We start from the raw sequence: 20,551 nt of genomic DNA on the forward strand, positions 1-20,551 counted from the left end.
CTCCGTAACCGGCAGTTTGCCGAGCACCCGTTAATTTCCCCACCCACGTTTTTTCTGTCCAAGTCCTCTGGCCGTTACTGTCATTAACATGAAGAATGAGCCTGGCACGACGACTCCTTCCAGAACCGCAGCCTCTCTCCCGACGTGTATTATTATTCCGGCATCGCGGTATTTGTTTCGGCCTTCGCGCGGCATAGCCAAGGCGCGCGGTATACCTGCGATTCCTGTTGTAGAGAAGCGGCGCACGTCTTTGCGCCTGCGGTCGTCAGGCTGCGTCTTTGCATGGTTTCGCAGGCGAAAGCGTTGGCGGGAGAGTGTCAGAGGAAGCCGGCCTGACAAACAGCGTATCGTGGCGTCGATCCTTGCGATGGACAAACGCGGCCAATGGGCTACAAGGGCTAAACGCTTCGGGGCGCTGAAACGGAGGGAAAATGATGGCTGATGTGTCGCTTGTGAAGGTGGCTCTGGCCCTGGCTCTGGGCATCCTGCTGGCCGGGGGGCTGGCCGTCGTGCTGGCCCGCATGGCTGCAGGCCGGGGCGGGAAAGGACTGTTCAAGGCCGCGTTTTTAACGATCCTGTGCGTCTACGCCCTGGGCTTTGCCGCCCGCTATGTCTTGATCGAAGTGCTGCCGGCAGCGGGAGTCCTCGAAAGTCTGCCGCTCCTCTCTGGAAAATAAGCCCGCGCACGCAGGCCGTTGCGCGGCGGGAACGCTCCCGGGCCAGCGCCAACGCCCAAGCCTGACGCACCACCACTTTCCCCGTCAAACGGCCGGTTCCTGGCCGTTACATCCCGTATCGCCAGCCGCAGGCGTTTTGCTGCGCCGGCCGCATCACTGCCAGGTGATGTTGAGGGTGCGCTTGCCCCATTGGGTGGCCCCGCAGGCGTCGTTGCCGTAAAAGATGTCGATGGTCTTGTCGTGGCGGCTGTGCATGACATCGAGCACCTTGTACTTGCCGGGCAGACCCTCGATGCTGATGACATCACCCCGATCAAGGCCCATTTCCAGCAGATCCGGCGAGACGGCCACGGCCTTGACGTCTGCGGTCAGGGCGTCGCCCCAGGCCCCGCGCGTGGTGCGCTTGGATTTGATCGAACAGCCGGTGTAGGCCAGCGCTTTGACGCGAACGGATTTCTTCGGAGCAAGGGGGCGGCTGCCAAAGAGGAAGGACGGATCATCGAGACGACCGATGACGGCGTCTTCAGGCCGTTTCTTGGCCGAGGGGGCCGTGGCCGAGGCGTCGGCCAGCTGCGGCTGGTTCCGAGAGCCGGCGCAGGCAGGCAAAGTCAATGTCGTGACCAATAAGGTCAGCGCGGTGAACATGATTCGGACATGTCGCATCGTCGCTCCATGGCTTCGGGACGATTGGCCTTTTGCGCCGGCATCGGGGGATGCCTGGGGAGGCGGCAGGGCCTATGGGCCGGGGAAAACGTATCCGGCCGTCACATCGTCCGCGTTGGTGGAGAGGCTCGCGTGGCGCGAGGCAGTGCCCCGGTCGCCGACATCCGGCAGGCGGGGCGACGCGCCTGTGGCGTCGTCGTGGATGCAGGCAGGGCAGCACACGATGGCGGCTACCGCTACCTATAGCTTCTTTATGGCTTTTCGGGAGGCGGCTGTCAAGCCGGGGCCGGTTGTGCGGCCGGCCCCGGAAAGTGTCGCGGCGAGAGGGGGTTGGCTGGCCCGGGTGCGGCCCGCCTTCCTGTCCGGACTGATAACGTCCTGGGGACGCGGGCTTTTTTGCCGCCTGGGCGCAGCCATTTTTTTTGCGTCTAACTCGCCTTGGTATCGTCGCCGTCAGGCTGCGCTGCGGCTGCCTGGGCCGCTGGCGCGGCTTCGGGGGCCTCGGGTTCTCCCGGCGTGTCCGGCGATTTGGGCGGCTCGGCCCCAGCCTGGGCCGCAGCGGCTGCGGCCTTTCGCCGGGCCTTTTCTTCCTTGCGCGGCTTGTCCACAAACCAGGACACCCAGATGCCCACTTCGTACAAAACGATCATGGGGCCGGCCATGAGCAGTTGGTTGATGGCGTCCGGGGTGGGCGTGAGGATGGCGGAGACGACGAAGCTGAGCAAAATGGCCCAGCGACGGAATTTGCGCAGCGCCTTGGTGGTGACCATGCCCAGGCTAGTCAGGAAAAAAATGAAGACCGGCAGTTCAAAGATCACGCCGAAAGCGAACAACAGCGTCACAGCCAACGAAAAGTAAGAGCTGATGCTGGGCATGACTGTAATGTAGTCCGAAGCGTAGTCCACAAAGAACTTGAAGCCAAAGGGAAAGACGACAAAATAGCCGAACAGCGCCCCGGCCACAAAGCAAAAGGCCGTGGCCACGGCCACCGGAATGATGATCTTGCGCTCTTCCTTGTACAGCCCCGGGGCCACGAACTGCCACAACTGGAAAAAGATGTACGGGCTGGCCACAAAGGCCCCGGCCACCAGGGCCAGTTTCATGACCGTGAAAAAGGTTTCGGGCAGGCCGGTGGCAATGAGCTTGCTGCCGACCGGCATGACGTCGATCAGCGGCTTGAGCAGGATGCCAAGCAGCCGCTCCGCAAAGGAATAGCTGGCGGCAAAGCCAATGCCGATAGCGATAAGACAGCGTACCAGCCGGGTGCGCAGTTCGAGCAGGTGCTCCAGCAGCGGTGCTTCCTTTAAATCCGAGGGACGCAGTGCTGCCGGGGAAGCGGGGGGGGCCACTGCCGGCGGGATTTCCCCGGAGCCGGCATCGGCATCGGCATCGGGTGTCGCAACTGCCGGCGTGACCGCAGCGTCGTCGCCAGGACGGGGGGCCTGGGGGGTATCGGTAGGTTCGGGCGTATCGGTCATGCGCTCCTCTTTTCCAGCGGCACGGGAAATGGGTCAGCCAGCCTCGCCGCGCCATGGCGGTTACGGCAGGATGGGACTCGGGTCAAGGGGCAGCGGCGAAACGGTTTGGCGGCAGGGGCTTAAAGCTCCACTTGCACGCCCAGTTCCACCACACGTCCCGGAGGCAGCCCGAAATAGGCCGTGGCCGGCCGTGCGTTTCGGGACATAAGGGCAAAAAGGCCTTTGCGGAAACCGGCCATCTTGGCCTTGCCCGTGGTGAGCAGGCTTTCGCGGCCCAGAAAAAAAGTGGTGTCGGCCGGCGGATCAATGGGGATGCCCTGGGCTCTGGCCTGGGCCATGATATCCGGGACGTTGGGCGTTTCCATGAAACCGTAGCGGGCCACGATGCGGAAAAAGCCCTGGCCCAGATCCTGGATGTCCAGGCGGCCTTCCTGGCTGACGGTGGGCACGTCCGAGGCGGTGATGCTTAAAATCACCACGTTTTGGTGAAAGATCTTATTGTGTTTGTAATGGTGCAACAGGGTGACCGGTGTTCCCTGGGGGGAAAGGGACATAAAGACCGCCGTGCCGGGCACGCGGATGGGGTTTTTGGTGGCCACGTCGGCTAAAAACAGGCGCAGCGGCACGGCTGTGGCCACGGCCAACTGGCGCAACGCCTTGCGTCCGTCTTCCCAGGTGGCCATGGCCATGACAATAAGCGCGGCAATGAGCAGGGTAAACCAGCCGCCGTCGGCCACCTTGAGCAGATTCGAACTGAAATAGGCCAGATCGAAGGCCAGGAAGATGAGCACCGGGGGAAGCACCCGGGCCAGCGGCTGTTTCCAGGTCCAGCGGGCCACGAAGAAGTACAGGATGGACGTGATGCCCATGGTGGCGGTCACGGCGATGCCGTAGGCGGCGGCCAGCCGGCTGGATTCGCCAAAGGCAATGGTCAGGCCGATGCAGGCCCACATGAGGGCGAAATTGACTTCGGGAATATAGATCTGGCCCTCCATGGCACTGGAGGTGTGCACGATGCGCAACCGCGGGCACACGCCAAGCTGGATGGCCTGGCGGGTGAGGGAAAAAACACCGGAGATAAGTGCCTGGGAGGCGATGACCGTGGCGGCTGTGGACAGGGCGGCCATGGGATAGAGCATGGTGTCGGGCACCATGCTGTAAAAGGGGTTGGCGGCTGTGCCCGGATCCAGAAGCAGGCCCGCTCCCTGGCCGAAGTAGTTGAGCAGCAGGCTGGGGAAGACGACGAGCAGCCAGGAATACTGGATGGGGCGACGGCCGAAATGCCCCAGATCGGCATACAGGGCCTCGCCGCCGGTGATGCAAAGGACCACCGAACCCAGGACCACGACCCCATGCAAGTGGTTTACCAGGAAAAAATCAACGGCGTAGGCTGGATTGACGGCCAGCAAAACGCCTGGTGCGGCCAGAATCTGTTTGAGGCCCAAAACCGCCAGCACGGAAAACCAGACCAGCATAATCGGGCCGAACACCCGGCCGATGCCGGCTGTTCCCCGGCGCTGGACGGAAAAAAGCCCAAAAAGGATCAAGCAGGTGATGGGGACCACCAGGGGGGCGGCCGCATCCGTGGCCACGGTGAGGCCTTCCACGGCCGAAAGCACGGAAATGGCCGGGGTGATGATGCCGTCGCCGTAGAGCAGGGCCGCGCCGCACAGTCCCAGAAAGGCCAAGGCGATGCGCACATGCTGGTGGCCGACGTCCTTGGGCAAAAGCTCAATCAGGGCGAAGATGCCGCCCTCGCCCCGGTTGTCGGCGGCGGTGATAAAGAGGATGTATTTAACGGTGATGACCATGGTCAGGGACCAAAAAATGAGCGACAGCACGCCCAGGACGTTGGCCTGGTTCACGGCAATGGCGTGCATGCCGTGGAAGCATTCCTTGATGGCGTATAACGGACTCGTGCCGATGTCGCCGTAAACGACGCCAAGGGCACCCAGCGACAGGGCGGCGGTATGCCCGAAACCGGATTTGGCCTGGCCGGTGCTGTGACTCATGCGCGGGGGCTCCGCCTCTGGTGCGGCAGGCGTGGGGAATGCAGGCAGGGCATGGGGGGTAAAAACCTCGTCAGACGGATTGTGGGGTGCGTAAACCAGGGCGACAGAATCGCGTGTTCATAACTGTCGCCGTGCCCCTGGGCAAGGGCCGGCGGTCACGGTCTCTGCTTCAAAAAGGCAAAAAGTCCGTATACTTTGGTTTTACTCGCCATAGAATATCAAAATTGTCATTTAAAAGCTATTGTGGGGCGCGCCCGGTCATGTCCAGATACAGCAGGGTGCTGCCGAGAATGGCAAAGGGAAACAAGGCGATATTGACAAACGGGAGCAGCAGCGGCAGCCCGAAACCGAGCAGCAACAGGGGGCGGCGGGCCAGGGTTTTAAGGCGCAGGCCAAACTGCCCTTCTTCCCGGCAAAACGGATAATCCAGGAAATCGAAAGCCAGCAGCATGGCTGCCGCCACCGGGGCCAGCAGTTGGCCCAGCACGGGAATGACCATCAAGACCAGGGGCAGGGCCATGACGAACACGGCCTTTTTGGCTTCTTCCGCCATCAACCGCCAGATGGAGAGTTCCGGCCCGACCCTTTGCACGCCGGCCTGGGCCAGCAACTTGCCGGCGATGTGGTCGTACAGCGGTGCGGCCAGGATGTTGGCTGTGACCATAAAAAGAAAATACATGAGGATAAAGGCCAGGGCGTACAGCACGTATTTCACAATGTGCAAATACACCCAGGACAGAACCCCGGCCATGCCCCCGGCGGTCGCATCCGGGGACCACAGGGCGGCCAAAAGCGTGTCGCTTTGGGTGGCGAACAGCCAGAACCCCAGGCCGTACAGCAGCAGGGTCAGGGCAAAGGGGATGGCGCACAAGCCGAGATAGCCCTTATGCGTCAGGGCAAAGCGGATGCCGCGGACATGGGCGGCCAGACCTTTGGGAAAGGCGGTCAGCATAACGGAAGCCTCCGAAAGCCGGCTGCAGGCGTTGGGCAGGACTGGGATATGTCTCTTGGCAGACAGGACATGGCGCCACCGCTTCAACGCTATGATTTTTTGGTTTTAGCAACGGGAATCTAGCTTGGTTCTTCCTCGGCGGCGGCCGCAGCGGGCTGCTGTCTGGGGGCCAGCGAGCCGTGGTAGCCTTCGGGGTCATCGGCACTCGTGGCCGTGATGCGGGTCACCTGGAAGGGGACGCCCAGGGCGTCGAGGTCGATCAAGGCCTTGGCTTCCTTGACGGCGTGGGCTTCATTATGGGCCGAGACGACGACGTATTCGGTTTCCGAGATGCTTTTTTGCCGACGAAACCACCCGGTGGTGATGAGAACCTTGGTGGCGAAATAGACACGAAACTTTTGCATGTTGCGTACAGCTCCAGAAAGGGACAGCAGGCGGGCGGTGCGGTTGCATGGCCGTACGTCCTGCGCCAAGACGTTAAGGGAGATAGCACTACGCCAAGCCCGGCCGGGCGGCAAGCCCCGTGCGCACGGGAAAGCCGGGAAGGTGCGGCGAACCGGGTTGCACCCAACCCGGCAGTGTGTTTTACCGAAAAACAGGTATGTATTATAGCAAGAACACGTATGCATCTGACGTATGCGTCCCTGGCCGGCCATAATGGATCGTGCTGACTCCTCTCCGCGGCCCTGTCGGCGGCCCGGCTTGACCGAGGCGGCAACCGCTTTCTACAGTCGCAGACGTGTTTGCGCCACGACAGGAGGATGTATGCAACGACTGCTTGCCGTAACCGGACTGGCCCTGGCCCTGACCGCCGGTCTGGCCCGGGCCGAAGAGCCGAGCCAGGCGCTGTTTGCCGCCGCGAGGCTGGCCTGCGCCTACAGCCAGGGCATGAATGCCGTGTTCACGCCCCAGGGCCGGGTCAGCCTCAAGCCGCCCCTGGACCCCAACACGCCGGGTCTGACCATTGCCATCGTGGATCGGGCCAAAAACCGGGCCGTGCTTGAGGAAGACGACCTGGAGACGCCGGGGGTGTTGATGGCGACGCCGTCGAGCCTGTCGGTCATGGCCCGTTATCCTGACGGCGGGGTGACGGTGGTAACGGTCTATCCGGTGCATTCCGGGGCCTCGGACAATTTTCTCATGGTGTCCTCGCGCCACGGGGTGGGCAACGAACCGCAGATGTCCCAGCGCTACGGCTTTTGCCGGCCGGGTGTTGAGACACCGCCGCCGCCACCGCCGCCGCCGCCTGCGCCAAAAGGGCATTCGTGATTATGGGTGTCGCCGGCTTCCCCTTTCGCCTCGGCAAAATGGCCGGGTGTGCAGCCCTGGCGCTGCTGCTGGCGCTTTGGCCGGGGACCGTCCGGGCGGATTTTGACGATGCGCTCAAAGCCTATGAGCGCGGCGATGACGCCGCGGTTTTGCGGGAACTGCGGCCTCTGCTGGCGGCAGGCAGCCCGTCGGCAGCCTGGCTCATGGGCCGGATGTGCGCCGCCGGACGCAGCGGCGGTCCGGCAGACGCTGCTGCGGCGGCGCGCTGGTACCGCAAAGCGGCTGCCGGCGGCAATGTGGCGGCCATGCTGTCGCTGGGTGAACTGTACTGGCGCGGCCAGGGCGTCCCCCAAAACGACGGGCAGGCTGGTGACTGGTTCAAAAAAGCCGCTGCCAAGGGGGCGGCCCAGGGGTGGTATCTGCTGGGGCTCATGCGCCTTGACGGACGGCTGGGGCCTGTTTCCGACGCTCCGGGGCTGTTGCGCCGGGCCGTGGCCGCAGGCTCGCCCGAGGCAGCCGTGACCCTGGGGGAACTGTTCCTGGAAGGGCGCATCCTGCCGCGCGATCCGGGCGAGGCCTACCGGCTGGCCCTGGCCGGGGCGGCGATGCCGGCGGCCCAAGGGACGGTGCAACACCGTCTGGCCGCCCTGGCCTTGGCCGCCGAAAAGGAACTTCCTGCTGCCACGGCCCAGGCGATACGCGCCAAAAAACAACCCCAGGAGCCGTCAAAGGCCGTCAAGACACCGGCCGGCCAGTTGCGCACCGGCACGGGCTTTGTGGTCAGCCGGCTGGGCCATATGCTGACCAACGCCCATGTGGCAAACGGGTGTGCCCGCATCGACGCCATCATCGACGGCCGCCCGGTTGCCGCCACGCCGGTCCGCTTCGACCCTGGCAATGATCTGGCACTGCTCAAGCTCGCGGTGGCTCCGCCCCGGGCGCTGACTTTTCGCGAAGGTTCCATCGTGGCCCCGGGGACAGCGGTCTTTGCGGCCGGCTATCCCGGGGAGCGGGCGCGCACGGGGCAGTTGCGCATCACTTCGGGCCGCACCCGGGAACTGGCGGCGGGAGCTGGCGACGGGAAGGGCGTGGCTGTGAGCGCCGAGGTGTTGCCGGGCAATAGCGGCGGACCGCTCCTGGACGGCAGCGGCCGGGTGGCCGGCGTTGTTCGGGCCAGACGCGACAGCGATGCCGTTCGCGAGCGGATGGGGGGCGGTGTTGCCGACATGGGATTTGTTGTGCCCCTGGCCGAGGTCAAGGCCTTCCTGTCCCGGGGGCAGACCCCCATCGCCACTGCGCCCTCGGGCCGTACCCTGGACGAGGCGGCTTTGGCCCGGGAGCTTTCGGGGATGGTCGTACCGCTTTTTTGCCAGCCGGCGCGCTAAGGCGTTGTGATCGATTGGCTCTCGGGAGCGCTTCGCCGGGTCTGCTTGTGTCGCGTTTCTTGGATGCGGGCAGCCGGCTCTGGGACACCCGTCTTGCGTTTTCCCCGCCTGCTGCCGCGCCGAACATGGCGTCGACAATGAAAAAGGCCGGGGCCCTAAGGCCCCGGCCCCGCGCCGGATCAGTCGAAGAGACGAACTAGAACTTGTAAGTCAGACCGAAAGCCACCTTCCAGGCATCGCCGGAACGGGACTTTTCAGCCAAACGGTGACCCCAGACGCTGGACTTGAAGTCACCATGCGCCCAGCCGGTTTCCATAACGGCGGCCAGGTTCTCGTAGATCATGTACTTGTTGTCGAAGTTGACCGACATCACCTGCTCGCCAATGGCCAGGTCGCGGCCCATGGTGAAGTAGGGGTTCGAGCCAACAAGGGTGTTGAGGTAGCGCAGAGCGGCCGGGTCGTTGTTACCGCGCACGAGGGTGAAGGTCAGGCGGTGGGTCAGCTTTTCGATGAACGAGATGTTGTTCAGCGAAGCGCCAAGGCCCCAGTTGCCAACAGGGGACACGCCCATGTTGCCTTCCTTGGCCAACTCCTGGCCGGTATCGAACAGGAAGCTGTTGCCAGCGCCCCAGTTCGGGCGGACCATCGGCATACGCTCGGAACCGTTACGGGTGGAGCTGTCTTCACCGGTGGACCACCAGCCGAAGACCTGCGGGGTCAGCACGTCCCAACCGGTGTACTCGACACCGGCGTCCATGAACCAGCCCTGGCGCTTGTTCTTCTTGCGTTCATCCATGGCGCCAGCGCCGTAGATCACGTCGGCATAGAACTTCACGGGGTCAAGGGCAGTCACTTCGAAGGCGCTGCCGGCCCACCAGTAAGCGTTCTGGCCGTTCTTCCACAGGGTCGGCGCGGCAAAGGTGCCAGCAGACACGAGGTTCTGGCCAAAGCCGGTGGACCAGTAGTTGGCGCTGTCGCCGGCGACGCCGATGGCGCCCCAGGGGGTGGCCTTGAAGCCATCCAGGGTGATGGGCAGAGCCAGGAAGTACAGGTCGAACTCGTCGGCTTTCTGGGTGGTGGTGGTGTCGTAGGTCCGGTTGGTGTCAATCAGACGACCGAAACCAGCCAACAGGCCCAGGGTTTTGTCGATCAGCTCAGTCTTGACAGTCAGAGCGGCCATGCGGTCGCCGCCGAAGACCGGCGAGGAGTAGAACATGGCGGACTGGGGCAGGTCGATGTCCTGGAGACCAGCAGTCACTTCCGTGTTGCAGTCCGGCAGCTTGAACTGCAGATAGGCCTGGTAGACGGCGATAGCCACTTCGGGGTTGGCGGCGGTCAGGGTGCCATGGCCCCAGGTGTCTTCAACCTTGATGCCCAGACGGAACTTCACGGCCTCGTTGGCCACGAAGTCGGAGCGCAGACGAAAACGTTCCCAAATCTGGAAACGGTCTTCAGTCTGGGTGCCGGCACGTCTCCAGGCGGTGGGGCTGGAGCCGGTCCAGTTCGAGCTGTTCCAGCCGGTGAAGTTGTGCTGGGCGAAGAAGACGCCGTAGATACGGGCGTCACCAGTCATCTTGACTTCAGTGGCCGCGTTGGCAGAGGCAAAAGCCCCCAGCGCAAACACGGCAATGAGAGCCAGTGTGGCAATACGTTTCATAAAATCCTTCCTCCTTTCGTCAGTTCAAACAGAGCCGGCGCGTATTCGGGGGGGGCTAACCCCCAAACGTGAGATAATTCTTAAGCCAACGCGAAACGCTTGGCAAGGGGTTGGTAAAAAATTTTTTACCGAAGGCGAGAATTGACACACAACCGCCATGTTGCAGCAGTGGTGACCCACCGGCTGGCTGTTGGCAACGGCGGTCGCCACAGGGGGCATCACCGCACGCGGCTGGCCCGCACACGGCTGGCCGGCTCCATGGTGGGCTGGCGCAGGCGCTCACGATCCCGCCCGGCTGCGTCTGGACTGCGCTGCCGCCCGAGTCTGTTGGCGGCTGATGGACGGGCAAGCCGCCGGCCCGCAAAAAAAGCCGGCGTTCTCAAGGGTGCCGGCCCGCCAATGTTGGACTGTGCAGCAGTGTCCAGCAGAGAACGGCCGGACTTTTGGAACCGTCAAAATACGGCCACGTTTTTCGCCTGCAACGGCATCCGGCTAAAAAAAAGGCCGGGCTCCCGAAGGAGCCCGGCCGTGGCATCGGATGGACAGAAACGCCGTAAGTGCAACTCTAGAACTTGTAGGTCAGGCCGAAAGCGACCTTCCAGGCGTCGGCGGAGCGGGCCTGTTCGGCCAGGCGGTGACCCCAGGTGCTGGTCTGGAAGTTGCCGTGGGCCCAACCGGTCTCCATGACAGCGGCCAAGTTCTCGTAGATCATGTACTTGGTGTCGAAGTTGACCGAGAGGAGGCTCTCATTGGTGGTCAGGTCACGACCCATGGTGTAGTACGGGTTGCTGCCCAGCAGGGCGTTCATCTTGCGGATGGCGCCGGGCTGGTTGTTGCCGTGCATGTAGGTGAAGGTCAGGATGTGGGACAGCTTTTCGATGAACGAGATGTTGTTCAGCGAAGCGCCGAGGCCCCAAGCGCCAACCGGGTTGGCACCCATGTTGGATTCCTTGCCCAGCTCCTGCGAATCGTCGAACAGGAAGCTGTTGCCCGGACCCCAGTTGGAGAGGATCTGGGGCATACGCTCGGAACCGTTGCGGACCGAGCCGTCTTCACCGGTGGACCACCAGCCGAAGACCTGCGGGGTCAGCACGTCCCAACCGGTGTACTCGGCACCGAAGTCCATGAACCAGCCCTGGCGCTTGGCGGACTTGCGGTCGGCAGTGGCACCGGCGCCGTAGATCACGTCGGCATAGAACTTCACGGGATCAAGAGCGGTCACCTCAAAGGTGGAACCGGCCCACCAGTAAGCATTCTGGTGGTTGCTCAGGCCGTTGATGATGGCACCGGAGGACAGCAGATACTCGGCAAAGCCGGCGTTGAAGTAGCCGGCGTCCTTACCGGCCACGGCCACGGCACCCCAAGGGGTGGCCTTGAAGCCATCAAGGGTGATGGGCAGGGCCAGGAAGTACAGGTCCAGTTCGTCAGAGACCTGGGTGGTGGTGGTGTCGTAGGTCCGGTTGGTGTCGATCATGCGGGCAAAGCCGGCAGTCACGGCCAGGGTGTCCTTGATCAGCGGAGTGGTCACGACCAGGGCGGCAGCGCGGTCGCCGCCGAACACCACGGAGTCAGTGAAGAACGCATTGGCCGGCAGGGACAGGTCCTGCAAACCGGCGGTGATTTCGGTGTCGCAATCCGGCAGCTTGAACTGCAGATAGGCCTGGTAGACGGAGATGGAGACGGTGGGGTTGGCGGCAGTCAGGGTGCCATGGCCCCAGGTGTCTTCCACCTTGATGCCCAGACGGAACTTCACGGCCTCGTTGGCCACGAAGTCAGAACGCAGACGGAAACGTTCCCAGATCTGGAAACGGTCTTCGGTCTGGGTGCCGGCAGGGGAGAAGGCTCCGCGGTTGTTGTCCCAGCCGGCGGTGTTCCAGCCGGTGAAGTTGTGATTGGCAAAAAAGACGCCGTAGACGCGAGCGTCACCGGTCATCTTGACTTCCGTGGCGGCCTGGGCGAACCCGGCCATGCCAAGGATCAGGGCGGCCAGCATGGCCAAAACAGTAAAGCGCTTCATAAACCTTCCTCCTCAAATAATCGGGCGGCGTTTCAGGTGTCCGATGCCGCCGGCAGGTGGCGTCCCGCCGACTTGGATTACCAATACTGTCATTCCTTTCACAATGGCAATACGAAATGGGGCGTTTTTTTACGCTGGTCAAAATTTTTTTACGCCGTCAGCCGCAATCGAGGGTGCCGCTCAGGTCGCGCAGACGCAATTCGATCTCAGGCACGCCGGAAAAGTAACTGATCTTGGGTGAATAGGCCACGCGCACCGTTGCTCCCGCCGTCTCCTGGCCGATGGCGGCGGCCATGCGCCAGGCCTTGGCCTTCAGTGTCACCCCGGCGGCGGCGTCGCGAAGAACCAGCGCCACATGGTTTTCTCCAAAGGTCCTGCGGGATTGGACCGCAACAGGCGGCGAGGCAAAAACCGGTTCGGGATTGCCGCAGCCGTACGGTTCGAGCAACCCGAGTTCCCGAATAAGGGTGGCCGTCACCGCGCCAAAGGACAATTCCCCGTCCAGGCGCAGGGACGGCTGGGGCACGCTTGCGCCCAGGGCCCGGGAAGCCGCCGCATCGAAACGCTCGGTCACCCGGGCCAGATTGGCAGGATCAAGGGACAGCCCGGCCGCCATTTTGTGCCCGCCAAAGGAGTGCAGATCGTTGGCGATTTCTTCGAGCAGCGCGTGCAGATCGCACTCCGCAATGGAGCGGCCGGAACCCTTGAGCCGGCCCTTGGCCGGATCGTCGGTGAGGATGAGCGTTGGCCGGTAGCGGGCTTCGGCCACCCGCGAGGCCACGATGCCGATGACGCCCTGGTGCCAGTGGGGGGCGAAAAGGGTCAGGCCAAAGCGCCCTGGTGCCGCCTCGGCCTGGGTCATCGCCTCGGCCAAAATAGCGTCTTCTTCAGCCCGGCGGCGGGTGTTTTCCGCATCGAGATCGGCGGCCAGGGGCCGGGCAACGTCCAGGTCCGTGGCCAGGAGCAGGGCCAAGGCGGCATCGGGTCGGCCCATGCGGCCGGCGGCGTTGATGCGCGGGGCCAGGCCAAAGGTCACCTGGGACGCGCCAAGGGCGGCCTTGGGATTATGCCCGCTGACTTCTTTGAGGGCATGGATGCCGGGCCGGCGGGCCTCGCCCAGAAGCAGCAGGCCGTTTTTGGCCAGGATGCGGTTGGGGCCGCGCAGGGGCACCACGTCGGCCAGGGTGCCCAGCGCCACCAGATCAAGCAGCCGCCGCACGTCGCTTGGTTCCCCCGGTAGCAGGCGATTAAGCGCCGCAGCCAGGAAAAAAGCCACCCCGACACCGGCCAGATCGGTCCCCGGGCCATCGGCAAGCTTGGGATTGACCAGCGCATCGGCCGCAGGCAGCGCCGGACCGGGCAGATGGTGGTCGGTGACGATGACCGTCAGGCCCAGTTCCTTGGCCCGGGCCACCTCGGCCACGGCCGTAATGCCGCAGTCCACGGTAACCAGCACCTCGGCCCCGGCTGCGGCCAGTTCCTCGATGCCGCCGGTATTGAGCCCATAGCCTTCGGCGGCCCGCACCGGCAGCCGCCACAGCGGGACGATGCCGTGTTCGCCCAAAAAATCCACGAGCAAGGCCGTGCCGGTGATGCCGTCCACGTCGTAATCGCCCCAGATGGCCACGGTGCGCCCCTCGGCCAGGGCCTTTGCCAGCAGGCCGGCCGCTGCGGTCAGGCCCGGGATTTCGTCCGGGCGCATGAGATGGCGCAGGCCCGGGGACAGGTAGCGATCCATGTCCTGGGCCGTGGTCAGCCCGCGGCGGGCCAGCAGCCCGGCGATGGTGGGGGAGATGCCCAAGGCGTCGGCCAGGGCGTCGGCGAGCCGGTCAGCCGGGCCGTTGTCGGGGAAAATCCATTTCTTAGGCACGCAAGTCTCCAGGCAGGCCGCGGGAGGTCCGGCCAGCCGGCTGGTCAAAACGGTGGGGATGGGAAGTTTGGGCAGGATGCGTCAGGCGACGCCGGCTCAAAGCGCTTCGTCATCAAGGGTGACGGAGCCCGGCGTGGCGGCTTCATCCGTCGGCGAGACGTCGGGCGATTGGGACGAGCCCGGCAGATCGCCCTTGGCCAGTCCCTTGGACACGAGAAATTCGGCAAAGCGCCGGGCTTCGGCCTGGTCGGGATTGAGTTCCAGTGCTTTTTGCAGATAATCCATGGCCTGGGGGTATTCTTTTTTGTCGAAGTGGACCCGGGCGATGTTGAACAGGAGATTGTCATCACGAACCGACAGTTCTTCGGCCCGGTGGTAATAGTCCAACGCCTGATCGGTCATCTTGTTTTTGCGCAGATTGATGCCGAATTCGTTGAACAGGTGCTTGTGTTCTTTTTCAAACGCGGCATCCAGACGCACCAGCCGCTGGAAAATGTCGTCGGCCTTATTGCCCTCGCCCCGGTCCAGATAGGTCAGGCCCAGACCGAAGTTGGCCCGGATATTTTCCGCGTCAACGGCAAGCGCCTGGCCGAACTCCAGTTCGGCGCTAAACGTCTCGCCTTTTTCCCGATGGCGCTCGCCTTTCTGGATGACCATGTTGAGTTCGCGCAAACGGGGATAGACGGTGGAGACGTAAAATTCCGGTTCCGGGGAAAACTTTTCCAGCAACTCGTCCAGGGAGATACTGCGCTTGGGGCCGGAGGGGACGTAGTTTTTATTGAGCGGCTGGATTTCGAGCTGGTGCTTATCGTCTTCTTCCACAAACCAGTACATCTTCTGGATGGTGCGCCGCGTGGTGGTCCCGGTGCCGACCTTTTGGATGGCCTGGGTGGAGAAGATGCCCTTGATGCGCTCCCGGGCCTTGCCGTCGGGCGAGACAGCGTCCTTGCGGGGGCCCTCGGCGGCGGAAGAGGTTTCCTGGGTGTTTTTGCTCATGGCATCCAGACTCGTGCTGTTCTTATTTGTCCCACGATACCAGGGAAGGGGGAAGGCGGTCAACGACCCGGTACACTGTCGCTTCGCCGCTTAAACCGCGGCCTCCCATTGGGCCAGCAGTTCGCGCAGGAAGTCGGGATGGCAGCGTGGCCGGCGGCGTTCGGCCATATAAACGGCCCGCAGATCGTCGTACGCGGTGTCCAGCTCGGCGTTTTCCACCCAATAATCGAAAAGCGGCGCTTGGACGAGTTCCGCCTGGGCCGCCGCCAACCGCTTGGCCACCACTTCCGGGGAGTCCGTGCCTCGACCGGACAGGCGGCGGTAGAGTTCGGCCCGTGAGGGCGGCAGGATATACACGTAGGCCCCTTCCTGCCCCAGGCTCTGGCGCAAAAGGGCTGCGCCCTGCACATCCACGTCAAAGAGGATATCGCGCCCGTCGGCCAGGGCCTGGCGCACCGGCGTTAGCGGCGTGCCGTAGAAATTGCCGTGGACCTCGGCCCATTCGGCCAGCTTGCCGGCCTCGCGCCAGGCGAGAAATTCTTCGCGGGACAGGAAATGGTAGTCGATACCGGGCCGCTCGCCCGGCCGCGGGGAGCGGGTGGTGGCCGAGACGGAAAAGGAAATAGCCGGAAATTCGGCGCACAGTTTTTTGATGAGGGTGGATTTACCGGCCCCGGACGGGGCGCAGATGACCAAAAACATTCCCAAACGTCTAACCGGCATGGTCTTCCTCCTGGGCCTCGAACCGGGTGCCCAGGGTTTCCGCCTGGATGCCGGACAAGATAACGTGGTTGGAATCGGTGATGATGATGGCCCGGGTCTTGCGGCCCTGGGTGGCGTCGATAAGGCGTTTGTCGGCGCGGGCTTCCTCGCGCAGGCGGCGCATGGGCGAGGAGGCCGGGTTGACGATGGCCGTCACCCGGGCTGTGGCGACGAAGTTGCCGAAACCGATGTTAAGGAGGCCGGAAGACATGGCGTCACCTTGGGCTTTGCAAAAAAGGGACTGGCTGCGGCGTCCGTCAGGCGCGCCGCAGCCAGCATACCAGAAACCGCGCCGATGAAAAGGGCGGTCGGGCTATTCGAGGTTTTGCACCTGTTCGCGGCACTTCTCCAGTTCAGCCTTGAAATCCACCACCAGCCGGCTGATGTCCAGGTTCTGGGCCTTGTTGCCGCAGGTGTTGATCTCGCGGAAAGCCTCCTGGATGAGGAAATCGAGCTTTTTGCCGATTTCGCCGCCTTCGCGCAAAAGGCCTTCCAACCGGGCCAGGTGGCCGGTCAACCGGGTCATTTCCTCGGAAACATCGAGCTTGTCGGCCAGGATGGCGGTCTCCTGGAGCAGGCGTTCCTGGGTGGGTTCGACCCCGACCTTTTCCAGCAGGGCCGTTATGCGGGCCACGAGCTGTTCGGTGCGCTCGGCAACAATGGCCGGCGCACCGGCCTTGATGGCGGCCTGCCAGGTGCTAAGGCGGCCAAGCCGGGTCAGCAGATCGTCGGCCAGATTGCGGCCTTCCCGGGAGCGGGCGTCGTTAAAATCAATGAGCGCCTGGCGCAGGCCCTCGGTCAGGGTGGCGAACAGGTCGGGATCGGGGTCCACGGCGTCTTCCTGCCACAGATGGGAAATGCCCAGCATGCGGCCCAGATCCGGGGTGAAGGCGACGTTGCGGCTGGCGGCAAAGGCGGTCAGCTCATCAAGCATGGCCCCGGCCAGACCGGTATTGAGAGTGGCCTTCCACATGTCCACCCGTTTGGGCGAAAATTCCAGGTGGATTTCCAGGCGGCCCCGGGCCACCGCTTCGCGCACCACCCGTTCAAGGGCTGTTTCGCTGGGGCGCAGAAACAGCGGCAGGCGCCATTTGAGGTCGAGGAAGCGGCTGTTGACGGCGCGCACTTCCCAGACCTGGGTGAAGGCTTCGGATTCGAGGCGGCTTTTTCCATATCCGGTCATGCTTTTGGGCATGTGGGCTCCTTTTCGGGGGGATTGATCCGGGGGACGGCTTCGCGCAGATCCCGGCGGTAGCGGCAACGGACGTCGGTCAGGCGCGCCAGCATATCCGGCGCGGCGTAGTCGGGAAACGTCCAGGGCAGGGTTTGCCAGGAGCCGGCCTGAAACACAAGGGTCAAGTCGCCAAAGATACCCTGGCCGAGGTAAATCCGGTGGGTATAGTTTTTTCCCGTGGCCAGGACAAAGCGTTCACAGGTGACAAGGCCGGGGTCAAGATTGACTAAACGGCTGCCGTCCGGGCGGGCCAGCCGCTCTTCCACGGCGTTGGTGAAACACTTGGCCGGTCCCAGGGCGTCCTGGGGCAGCAACGGGGTGAAGGCCAGAAGGCGTCGCACCAGGGGCGTGCCGAGTTCATCATTATAATAGGCCGTGTGGGCAAAGGGTCTGGCTGCATAGGCGATTTCGACCGGGCCGAAATGCGCTTGCAAGGCTGCAAGGACCGGTTGCCACACGGTCGGGAAATCAGCCGAAAGGACCGAAACCACGAGTTTGCCGGCCACCGGCTCATGCGGATGGCTCATGGGGCCTCCGGGGGCAGCGCCACGACGCACAGGCCCTCGCCGTCAACGCCCACGGGCCGGGCCGCGACCAGGGAGCCGATGGGCCGGGCGGGGTCGGCCACAAAGCGGCAGTCCACATAGTGCTCGCAGGTGCCGGCGGTGGGACCTGTGCGCTCCACAGCCACGACCAGGGTCTGCTCCCGGCCAAGGCGGGCCAGGAAGCGGGCTGCTTGGGCTTCGGCGATCTGGCGCAGGGCCTTGGCCCGGGCCGTCTTGACCGGTCCGGCCAGTTGTCCGGGCAGTGCTGCCGCCGGGGTGCCCGGGCGGCGGGAATAGGGAAAAACATGGGCATAGCTGATGGGCAGCTTTTCAATGCATTGGGCCGTGGCTGCAAAAGCCGCTTCGGATTCGCCGGGGAATCCGGTCAGGATGTCCAGGCCCAGGCCCATGACCGGCCATTGCCTACGTATCTTGTCCACAAAAAAGGACGTCACGGCTGCGTCGCCCGGGCGACGGTTCATGGCGGCCAGAATTGCCGGGTCGCCGCTTTGCAGGGAAATGTGCAGGTGGCGGCAGACATGGCGGCTGCGCGCCAGGACGTCGAGCCCTTCGGTCGTCAGCATGGCTGGATCAAGCGAACCCAGGCGTAGTCGAAAGACCGGGCCGTGGCTGGCCAGGAGCGCGTCTTCCAGGGCGGCCACCAGCGGCCAGAAGGTCATGGCCGGGGAGGAGCCGAGCCCGAAATGGCCCAGGTTTATGCCGGTCAGGCCCAGTTCCTGGTGGCCGGCGTCGAGGAGATGCCGGGCTTCGGCCAGGATGGCCGCAAAGGGGCGGGACACCGACGGTCCCCGGGCTGTGGGCACGATGCAATAGGTGCAGCCATGGGAACAGCCGTCCTGGATTTTTAATAAGGCCCTGGCCCGGTTGGAACCGGTCAGGGTGAGGTCGGGAAAACAGGCGTCGGGCCTTGGGCGTGGCGAGGCAGCGGTGCGCGGCGCGCGGGCCAGGGCGGCCTTGTCAGGCACGGGCACGGCTCCCAGGGCGGCGAAGGCGTCGGGACTGACGACTGCGGCGCAGCCCGTGACCACCACCCGGGCCTGGCCTTTGGCCTGGCGCACCAGATTTCGGGCCAGACGGCGGCCTTCGGCCTCGGCCCGGGCGGTGACGGCGCAGGTCATGAGTACGATCAGATCGGCCTCGGCAGCGGCGCTGGCCGGGGCCAGTCCCTGGGCGGTGAAGGCTTCGGTCAGGGCGCGGGCTTCGTATTGATTGACCTTGCAGCCAAGGGTCTGCAGCCAAAATGAGGCGGTCTCGGAGTTGGGCATGGGGGCGGCATAGCAAAGGGCGGGCGGCAGGTCCATGCCCCAGGGCTTCGGAACGATGGTTGCTGGGGAACGGGATCGCCTTGGTCCTTGACCGGACGGGTCCATGCCCAAGTGCTTCGGAACGATGGTTGCTAAGCTGGAAGGCAGGGGAAAAAATTGCCCCGGGAGGCCACCATGCGCAAGCGGCTCATCGTATTTTTCGACATCGTGGCACTGGCAGGTTTCGGGGCCTACATGGCGATGACCATCTGGCGTCTGCCTGAGCCCTTGCGGGATCGGCTGTTGACGACCTCGCTGTCCTTGCTGACCCGGTTGACCATCGGTGCAGGCTGAGTTTGTCCTGAATTAAGGACACTTTGGGCCTGCATTTTTTGTGTTGTCTTGAAAAAAGGAGAGCTCTGTTTCTTTAATCTACTGAATTTGCAGTATATTTTGTTGGATCGGATCTTGAAAGGGTGTGCAAAACAATTGGATGGAGTCCATGGCGCATACCTTTTCTTCCGTGCTTGCGGGCCAACGGGCCCTTTTCCCGACTGCCGACGTTTCGCGTGCCGGACAGCCCTCGGTCTATTTCAGGGCCCTGGTGGACCTGGGCAACGGCGACGTCGCCGGTATCGAGGCCTCCCGGGCGGGGACAGCCTCCCCTGTCGACGGCCCCTCCTTTCGGCTGTCCGACCGGACAGCGCTCCAAAATGCTTCGGCCCAGGATCCCCTGGGGGCCTGGGGCAACGCCATCCGCCAACCCGCCGCCTATCTGGTGCGCGGCGATCTGGACAGCTCTCCTGCCAGCCTGGCCGCAACGGTGCAGGCTCCTTTTGACCGCATTATCATCATGTATGACATGGCTGCCTTGCTGGTTGCCCCCGGGCGGGCCATCGACGTGCTGTTGGCCGCCAAACGCCTGGGTGCCCGCGTGCTGCTCGACAATTTTGATTTAGCCGATCCGCCGGCCCGGTTCATGGAATTGCTGCCGGCCGATATCCTGCGTGTGGACCCCCGGCGTATGCCCTGGCATTGGGAAGAACCACGCGGCCAGGAAACCATGGCCTCCCTGGTGCGTTTTGCCGACAATCTGCTGATGGATGTTGCATCGGAAGATGTGCAAAGTATCGGGCGCAAACAGGAACTCAAAGACCTTGGCGTACGGTATGGCCAGGGCGGGTGGCGCTTGGATACGGCCGGTGTTTTGCCCGATCCCGGCATTCTGTAGCCTTAAAACCATATTTTCTCATTCGTATCTATCGGATGGGAAACAGCCTGGTGGAAAGATCTCGCTGCCCTCGGGTCTTTTCATCAGGTTGATTATTGTATTGAAGCGTTGCCACACGCTGTTTTATGACTACCGTATGGCACAGTGCGGTAGCGTGGCTTTTTTTTGTTGCATATTTTTTTGCATATTCATTTTATGAGGAAAGCATGAGCGGTCGTGCGTGTTCATTGCCAACCATGACCAAGGGAGACAGTGACAAAGATTTTTCTTGCCCGATAATTTGAAACGCTGTAGTTCAAAAAAAAGTTGCACATCCTGTGATGTCGCTGTGCGAACAAGTGAGGAGTACCCATGGAAGATTTTCTGAAAGAAGCGTTGGAAATCGTTAAAGCGCAAGCAAGCGTTCGCAATCATTTCTGTCCGGCTAATTTAGAAGAGATAGCCTGCTAGAATTGTTTGGTTTTAAGCGTTGCCGTCGCGGGTCAATGAGGTCGAGAATTTCACATTGCTGAAACAGATTTCGTTGCACCAGCCGGGC

At 63.2% G+C, this 20,551-nt stretch carries 19 protein-coding genes; 5 read left to right on the forward strand and 14 right to left on the reverse strand.

Annotated elements, in window-relative coordinates:
- The first annotated feature begins 431 nt into the window (after window positions 1-431).
- The gene (locus tag GTA51_RS09445) at window positions 432-677 is read left to right on the forward strand and encodes a hypothetical protein (protein WP_246198067.1); all 246 of its coding nucleotides are present in this window, start codon (window positions 432-434) and stop codon (window positions 675-677) included.
- A 153-nt stretch (window positions 678-830) separates the two neighbouring features.
- On the opposite strand, the gene GTA51_RS09450 is transcribed toward GTA51_RS09445, so the two are convergent.
- The 5 genes from GTA51_RS09450 to GTA51_RS09470 form a co-directional block, all read right to left on the reverse strand.
- Window positions 831-1,340 (reverse strand): RlpA-like double-psi beta-barrel domain-containing protein, encoded by a 510-nt coding sequence (locus tag GTA51_RS09450; RefSeq protein WP_160960545.1) that lies wholly within the window; start codon window positions 1,338-1,340, stop codon window positions 831-833.
- A 428-nt stretch (window positions 1,341-1,768) separates the two neighbouring features.
- Window positions 1,769-2,818: a twin-arginine translocase subunit TatC gene (tatC, locus tag GTA51_RS09455; protein ID WP_160960547.1), complete on the reverse strand. Its 1,050-nt coding sequence runs from the start codon at window positions 2,816-2,818 to the stop codon at window positions 1,769-1,771.
- A gap of 119 nt (window positions 2,819-2,937) precedes the next feature.
- Window positions 2,938-4,830: a potassium transporter Kup gene (locus GTA51_RS09460; protein WP_160960548.1), complete on the reverse strand. Its 1,893-nt coding sequence runs from the start codon at window positions 4,828-4,830 to the stop codon at window positions 2,938-2,940.
- 238 nt (window positions 4,831-5,068) lie between these two features.
- Complete coding sequence (locus GTA51_RS09465; protein WP_160960550.1) at window positions 5,069-5,782, reverse strand: EI24 domain-containing protein; 714 nt, start codon at window positions 5,780-5,782, stop codon at window positions 5,069-5,071.
- A gap of 119 nt (window positions 5,783-5,901) precedes the next feature.
- A complete protein-coding gene (locus tag GTA51_RS09470; RefSeq protein ID WP_160960552.1) occupies window positions 5,902-6,186 on the reverse strand; it encodes a hypothetical protein in 285 nt (94 codons plus the stop codon).
- Between the two features lie 361 nt (window positions 6,187-6,547).
- Here GTA51_RS09470 and GTA51_RS09475 point away from each other — a divergent pair, with 361 nt between their 5' ends.
- A complete protein-coding gene (locus GTA51_RS09475) occupies window positions 6,548-7,051 on the forward strand; it encodes a hypothetical protein (protein ID WP_160960554.1) in 504 nt (167 codons plus the stop codon).
- 2 nt (window positions 7,052-7,053) lie between these two features.
- Entirely contained in the window at window positions 7,054-8,436 is a 1,383-nt protein-coding gene (locus tag GTA51_RS09480) for a trypsin-like peptidase domain-containing protein (RefSeq protein ID WP_160960583.1), read from the forward strand.
- Window positions 8,437-8,632: 196 nt separating this feature from the next.
- Here GTA51_RS09480 and GTA51_RS09485 read toward each other — a convergent pair whose 3' ends face one another.
- The 9 genes from GTA51_RS09485 to GTA51_RS09525 form a co-directional block, all read right to left on the reverse strand.
- Complete coding sequence (locus GTA51_RS09485; protein WP_160960556.1) at window positions 8,633-10,093, reverse strand: outer membrane homotrimeric porin; 1,461 nt, start codon at window positions 10,091-10,093, stop codon at window positions 8,633-8,635.
- Between the two features lie 565 nt (window positions 10,094-10,658).
- On the reverse strand, window positions 10,659-12,110 hold the full coding sequence (locus GTA51_RS09490) for an outer membrane homotrimeric porin (protein WP_160960558.1): 1,452 nt from the start codon (window positions 12,108-12,110) through the stop codon (window positions 10,659-10,661).
- Window positions 12,111-12,267: 157 nt separating this feature from the next.
- Window positions 12,268-13,980 carry a single-stranded-DNA-specific exonuclease RecJ gene (gene recJ / locus GTA51_RS09495; RefSeq protein ID WP_160960560.1) on the reverse strand — a complete coding sequence of 571 codons (1,713 nt, stop codon included), beginning with the start codon at window positions 13,978-13,980 and terminating at the stop codon, window positions 12,268-12,270.
- A gap of 96 nt (window positions 13,981-14,076) precedes the next feature.
- Window positions 14,077-14,976, reverse strand: a complete 900-nt coding sequence (locus GTA51_RS09500; protein WP_160960562.1) for a tetratricopeptide repeat protein — start codon at window positions 14,974-14,976, stop codon at window positions 14,077-14,079.
- Window positions 14,977-15,066: 90 nt separating this feature from the next.
- Window positions 15,067-15,699 carry a guanylate kinase gene (gene gmk / locus GTA51_RS09505; protein WP_160960564.1) on the reverse strand — a complete coding sequence of 211 codons (633 nt, stop codon included), beginning with the start codon at window positions 15,697-15,699 and terminating at the stop codon, window positions 15,067-15,069.
- Window positions 15,689-15,949 carry a DUF370 domain-containing protein gene (locus tag GTA51_RS09510; RefSeq protein ID WP_160960565.1) on the reverse strand — a complete coding sequence of 87 codons (261 nt, stop codon included), beginning with the start codon at window positions 15,947-15,949 and terminating at the stop codon, window positions 15,689-15,691. Before GTA51_RS09510 ends, gmk begins: the two co-directional genes overlap by 11 nt.
- Before the next feature lie 102 nt (window positions 15,950-16,051).
- Window positions 16,052-16,933 (reverse strand): YicC/YloC family endoribonuclease, encoded by an 882-nt coding sequence (locus GTA51_RS09515; protein WP_160960567.1) that lies wholly within the window; start codon window positions 16,931-16,933, stop codon window positions 16,052-16,054.
- Entirely contained in the window at window positions 16,918-17,499 is a 582-nt protein-coding gene (locus GTA51_RS09520; RefSeq protein WP_160960569.1) for a DUF4416 family protein, read from the reverse strand. Before GTA51_RS09520 ends, GTA51_RS09515 begins: the two co-directional genes overlap by 16 nt.
- Window positions 17,496-18,839, reverse strand: a complete 1,344-nt coding sequence (locus tag GTA51_RS09525) for a MiaB/RimO family radical SAM methylthiotransferase (protein ID WP_160960571.1) — start codon at window positions 18,837-18,839, stop codon at window positions 17,496-17,498. The genes GTA51_RS09520 and GTA51_RS09525 overlap by 4 nt, the downstream gene beginning before the upstream one ends.
- A gap of 138 nt (window positions 18,840-18,977) precedes the next feature.
- On the opposite strand from GTA51_RS09525, the gene GTA51_RS20600 reads away from it, so the two are divergent.
- Both GTA51_RS20600 and GTA51_RS09530 read left to right on the forward strand, forming a co-directional pair.
- Window positions 18,978-19,136, forward strand: coding sequence for a hypothetical protein (locus tag GTA51_RS20600; RefSeq protein WP_170300330.1), 159 nt, complete (start codon window positions 18,978-18,980; stop codon window positions 19,134-19,136).
- Window positions 19,137-19,284: 148 nt separating this feature from the next.
- Window positions 19,285-20,013, forward strand: coding sequence for an EAL domain-containing protein (locus GTA51_RS09530; RefSeq protein ID WP_160960573.1), 729 nt, complete (start codon window positions 19,285-19,287; stop codon window positions 20,011-20,013).
- Window positions 20,014-20,551 lie beyond the last annotated feature (538 nt).

This window comes from Solidesulfovibrio aerotolerans (assembly GCF_009856865.1).
Classification (GTDB): domain Bacteria; phylum Desulfobacterota; class Desulfovibrionia; order Desulfovibrionales; family Desulfovibrionaceae; genus Solidesulfovibrio; species Solidesulfovibrio aerotolerans.

Bases quoted from the DNA above. Each gene is read 5' to 3' on its own strand.
- GTA51_RS09445 (WP_246198067.1), top strand. From the start codon at position 432: ATGATGGCTGATGTGTCGCTTGTGAAGGTGGCTCTGGCCCTGGCTCTG.
- GTA51_RS09450 (WP_160960545.1), bottom strand. From the start codon at position 1,340: ATGCGACATGTCCGAATCATGTTCACCGCGCTGACCTTATTGGTCACG.
- tatC (WP_160960547.1), bottom strand. From the start codon at position 2,818: ATGACCGATACGCCCGAACCTACCGATACCCCCCAGGCCCCCCGTCCT.
- GTA51_RS09460 (WP_160960548.1), bottom strand. From the start codon at position 4,830: ATGAGTCACAGCACCGGCCAGGCCAAATCCGGTTTCGGGCATACCGCC.
- GTA51_RS09465 (WP_160960550.1), bottom strand. From the start codon at position 5,782: ATGCTGACCGCCTTTCCCAAAGGTCTGGCCGCCCATGTCCGCGGCATC.
- GTA51_RS09470 (WP_160960552.1), bottom strand. From the start codon at position 6,186: ATGCAAAAGTTTCGTGTCTATTTCGCCACCAAGGTTCTCATCACCACC.
- GTA51_RS09475 (WP_160960554.1), top strand. From the start codon at position 6,548: ATGCAACGACTGCTTGCCGTAACCGGACTGGCCCTGGCCCTGACCGCC.
- GTA51_RS09480 (WP_160960583.1), top strand. From the start codon at position 7,054: ATGGGTGTCGCCGGCTTCCCCTTTCGCCTCGGCAAAATGGCCGGGTGT.
- GTA51_RS09485 (WP_160960556.1), bottom strand. From the start codon at position 10,093: ATGAAACGTATTGCCACACTGGCTCTCATTGCCGTGTTTGCGCTGGGG.
- GTA51_RS09490 (WP_160960558.1), bottom strand. From the start codon at position 12,110: ATGAAGCGCTTTACTGTTTTGGCCATGCTGGCCGCCCTGATCCTTGGC.
- GTA51_RS09500 (WP_160960562.1), bottom strand. From the start codon at position 14,976: ATGAGCAAAAACACCCAGGAAACCTCTTCCGCCGCCGAGGGCCCCCGC.
- gmk (WP_160960564.1), bottom strand. From the start codon at position 15,699: ATGCCGGTTAGACGTTTGGGAATGTTTTTGGTCATCTGCGCCCCGTCC.
- GTA51_RS09510 (WP_160960565.1), bottom strand. From the start codon at position 15,949: ATGTCTTCCGGCCTCCTTAACATCGGTTTCGGCAACTTCGTCGCCACA.
- GTA51_RS09515 (WP_160960567.1), bottom strand. From the start codon at position 16,933: ATGCCCAAAAGCATGACCGGATATGGAAAAAGCCGCCTCGAATCCGAA.
- GTA51_RS09520 (WP_160960569.1), bottom strand. From the start codon at position 17,499: ATGAGCCATCCGCATGAGCCGGTGGCCGGCAAACTCGTGGTTTCGGTC.
- GTA51_RS09525 (WP_160960571.1), bottom strand. From the start codon at position 18,839: ATGGACCTGCCGCCCGCCCTTTGCTATGCCGCCCCCATGCCCAACTCC.
- GTA51_RS20600 (WP_170300330.1), top strand. From the start codon at position 18,978: ATGCGCAAGCGGCTCATCGTATTTTTCGACATCGTGGCACTGGCAGGT.
- GTA51_RS09530 (WP_160960573.1), top strand. From the start codon at position 19,285: ATGGCGCATACCTTTTCTTCCGTGCTTGCGGGCCAACGGGCCCTTTTC.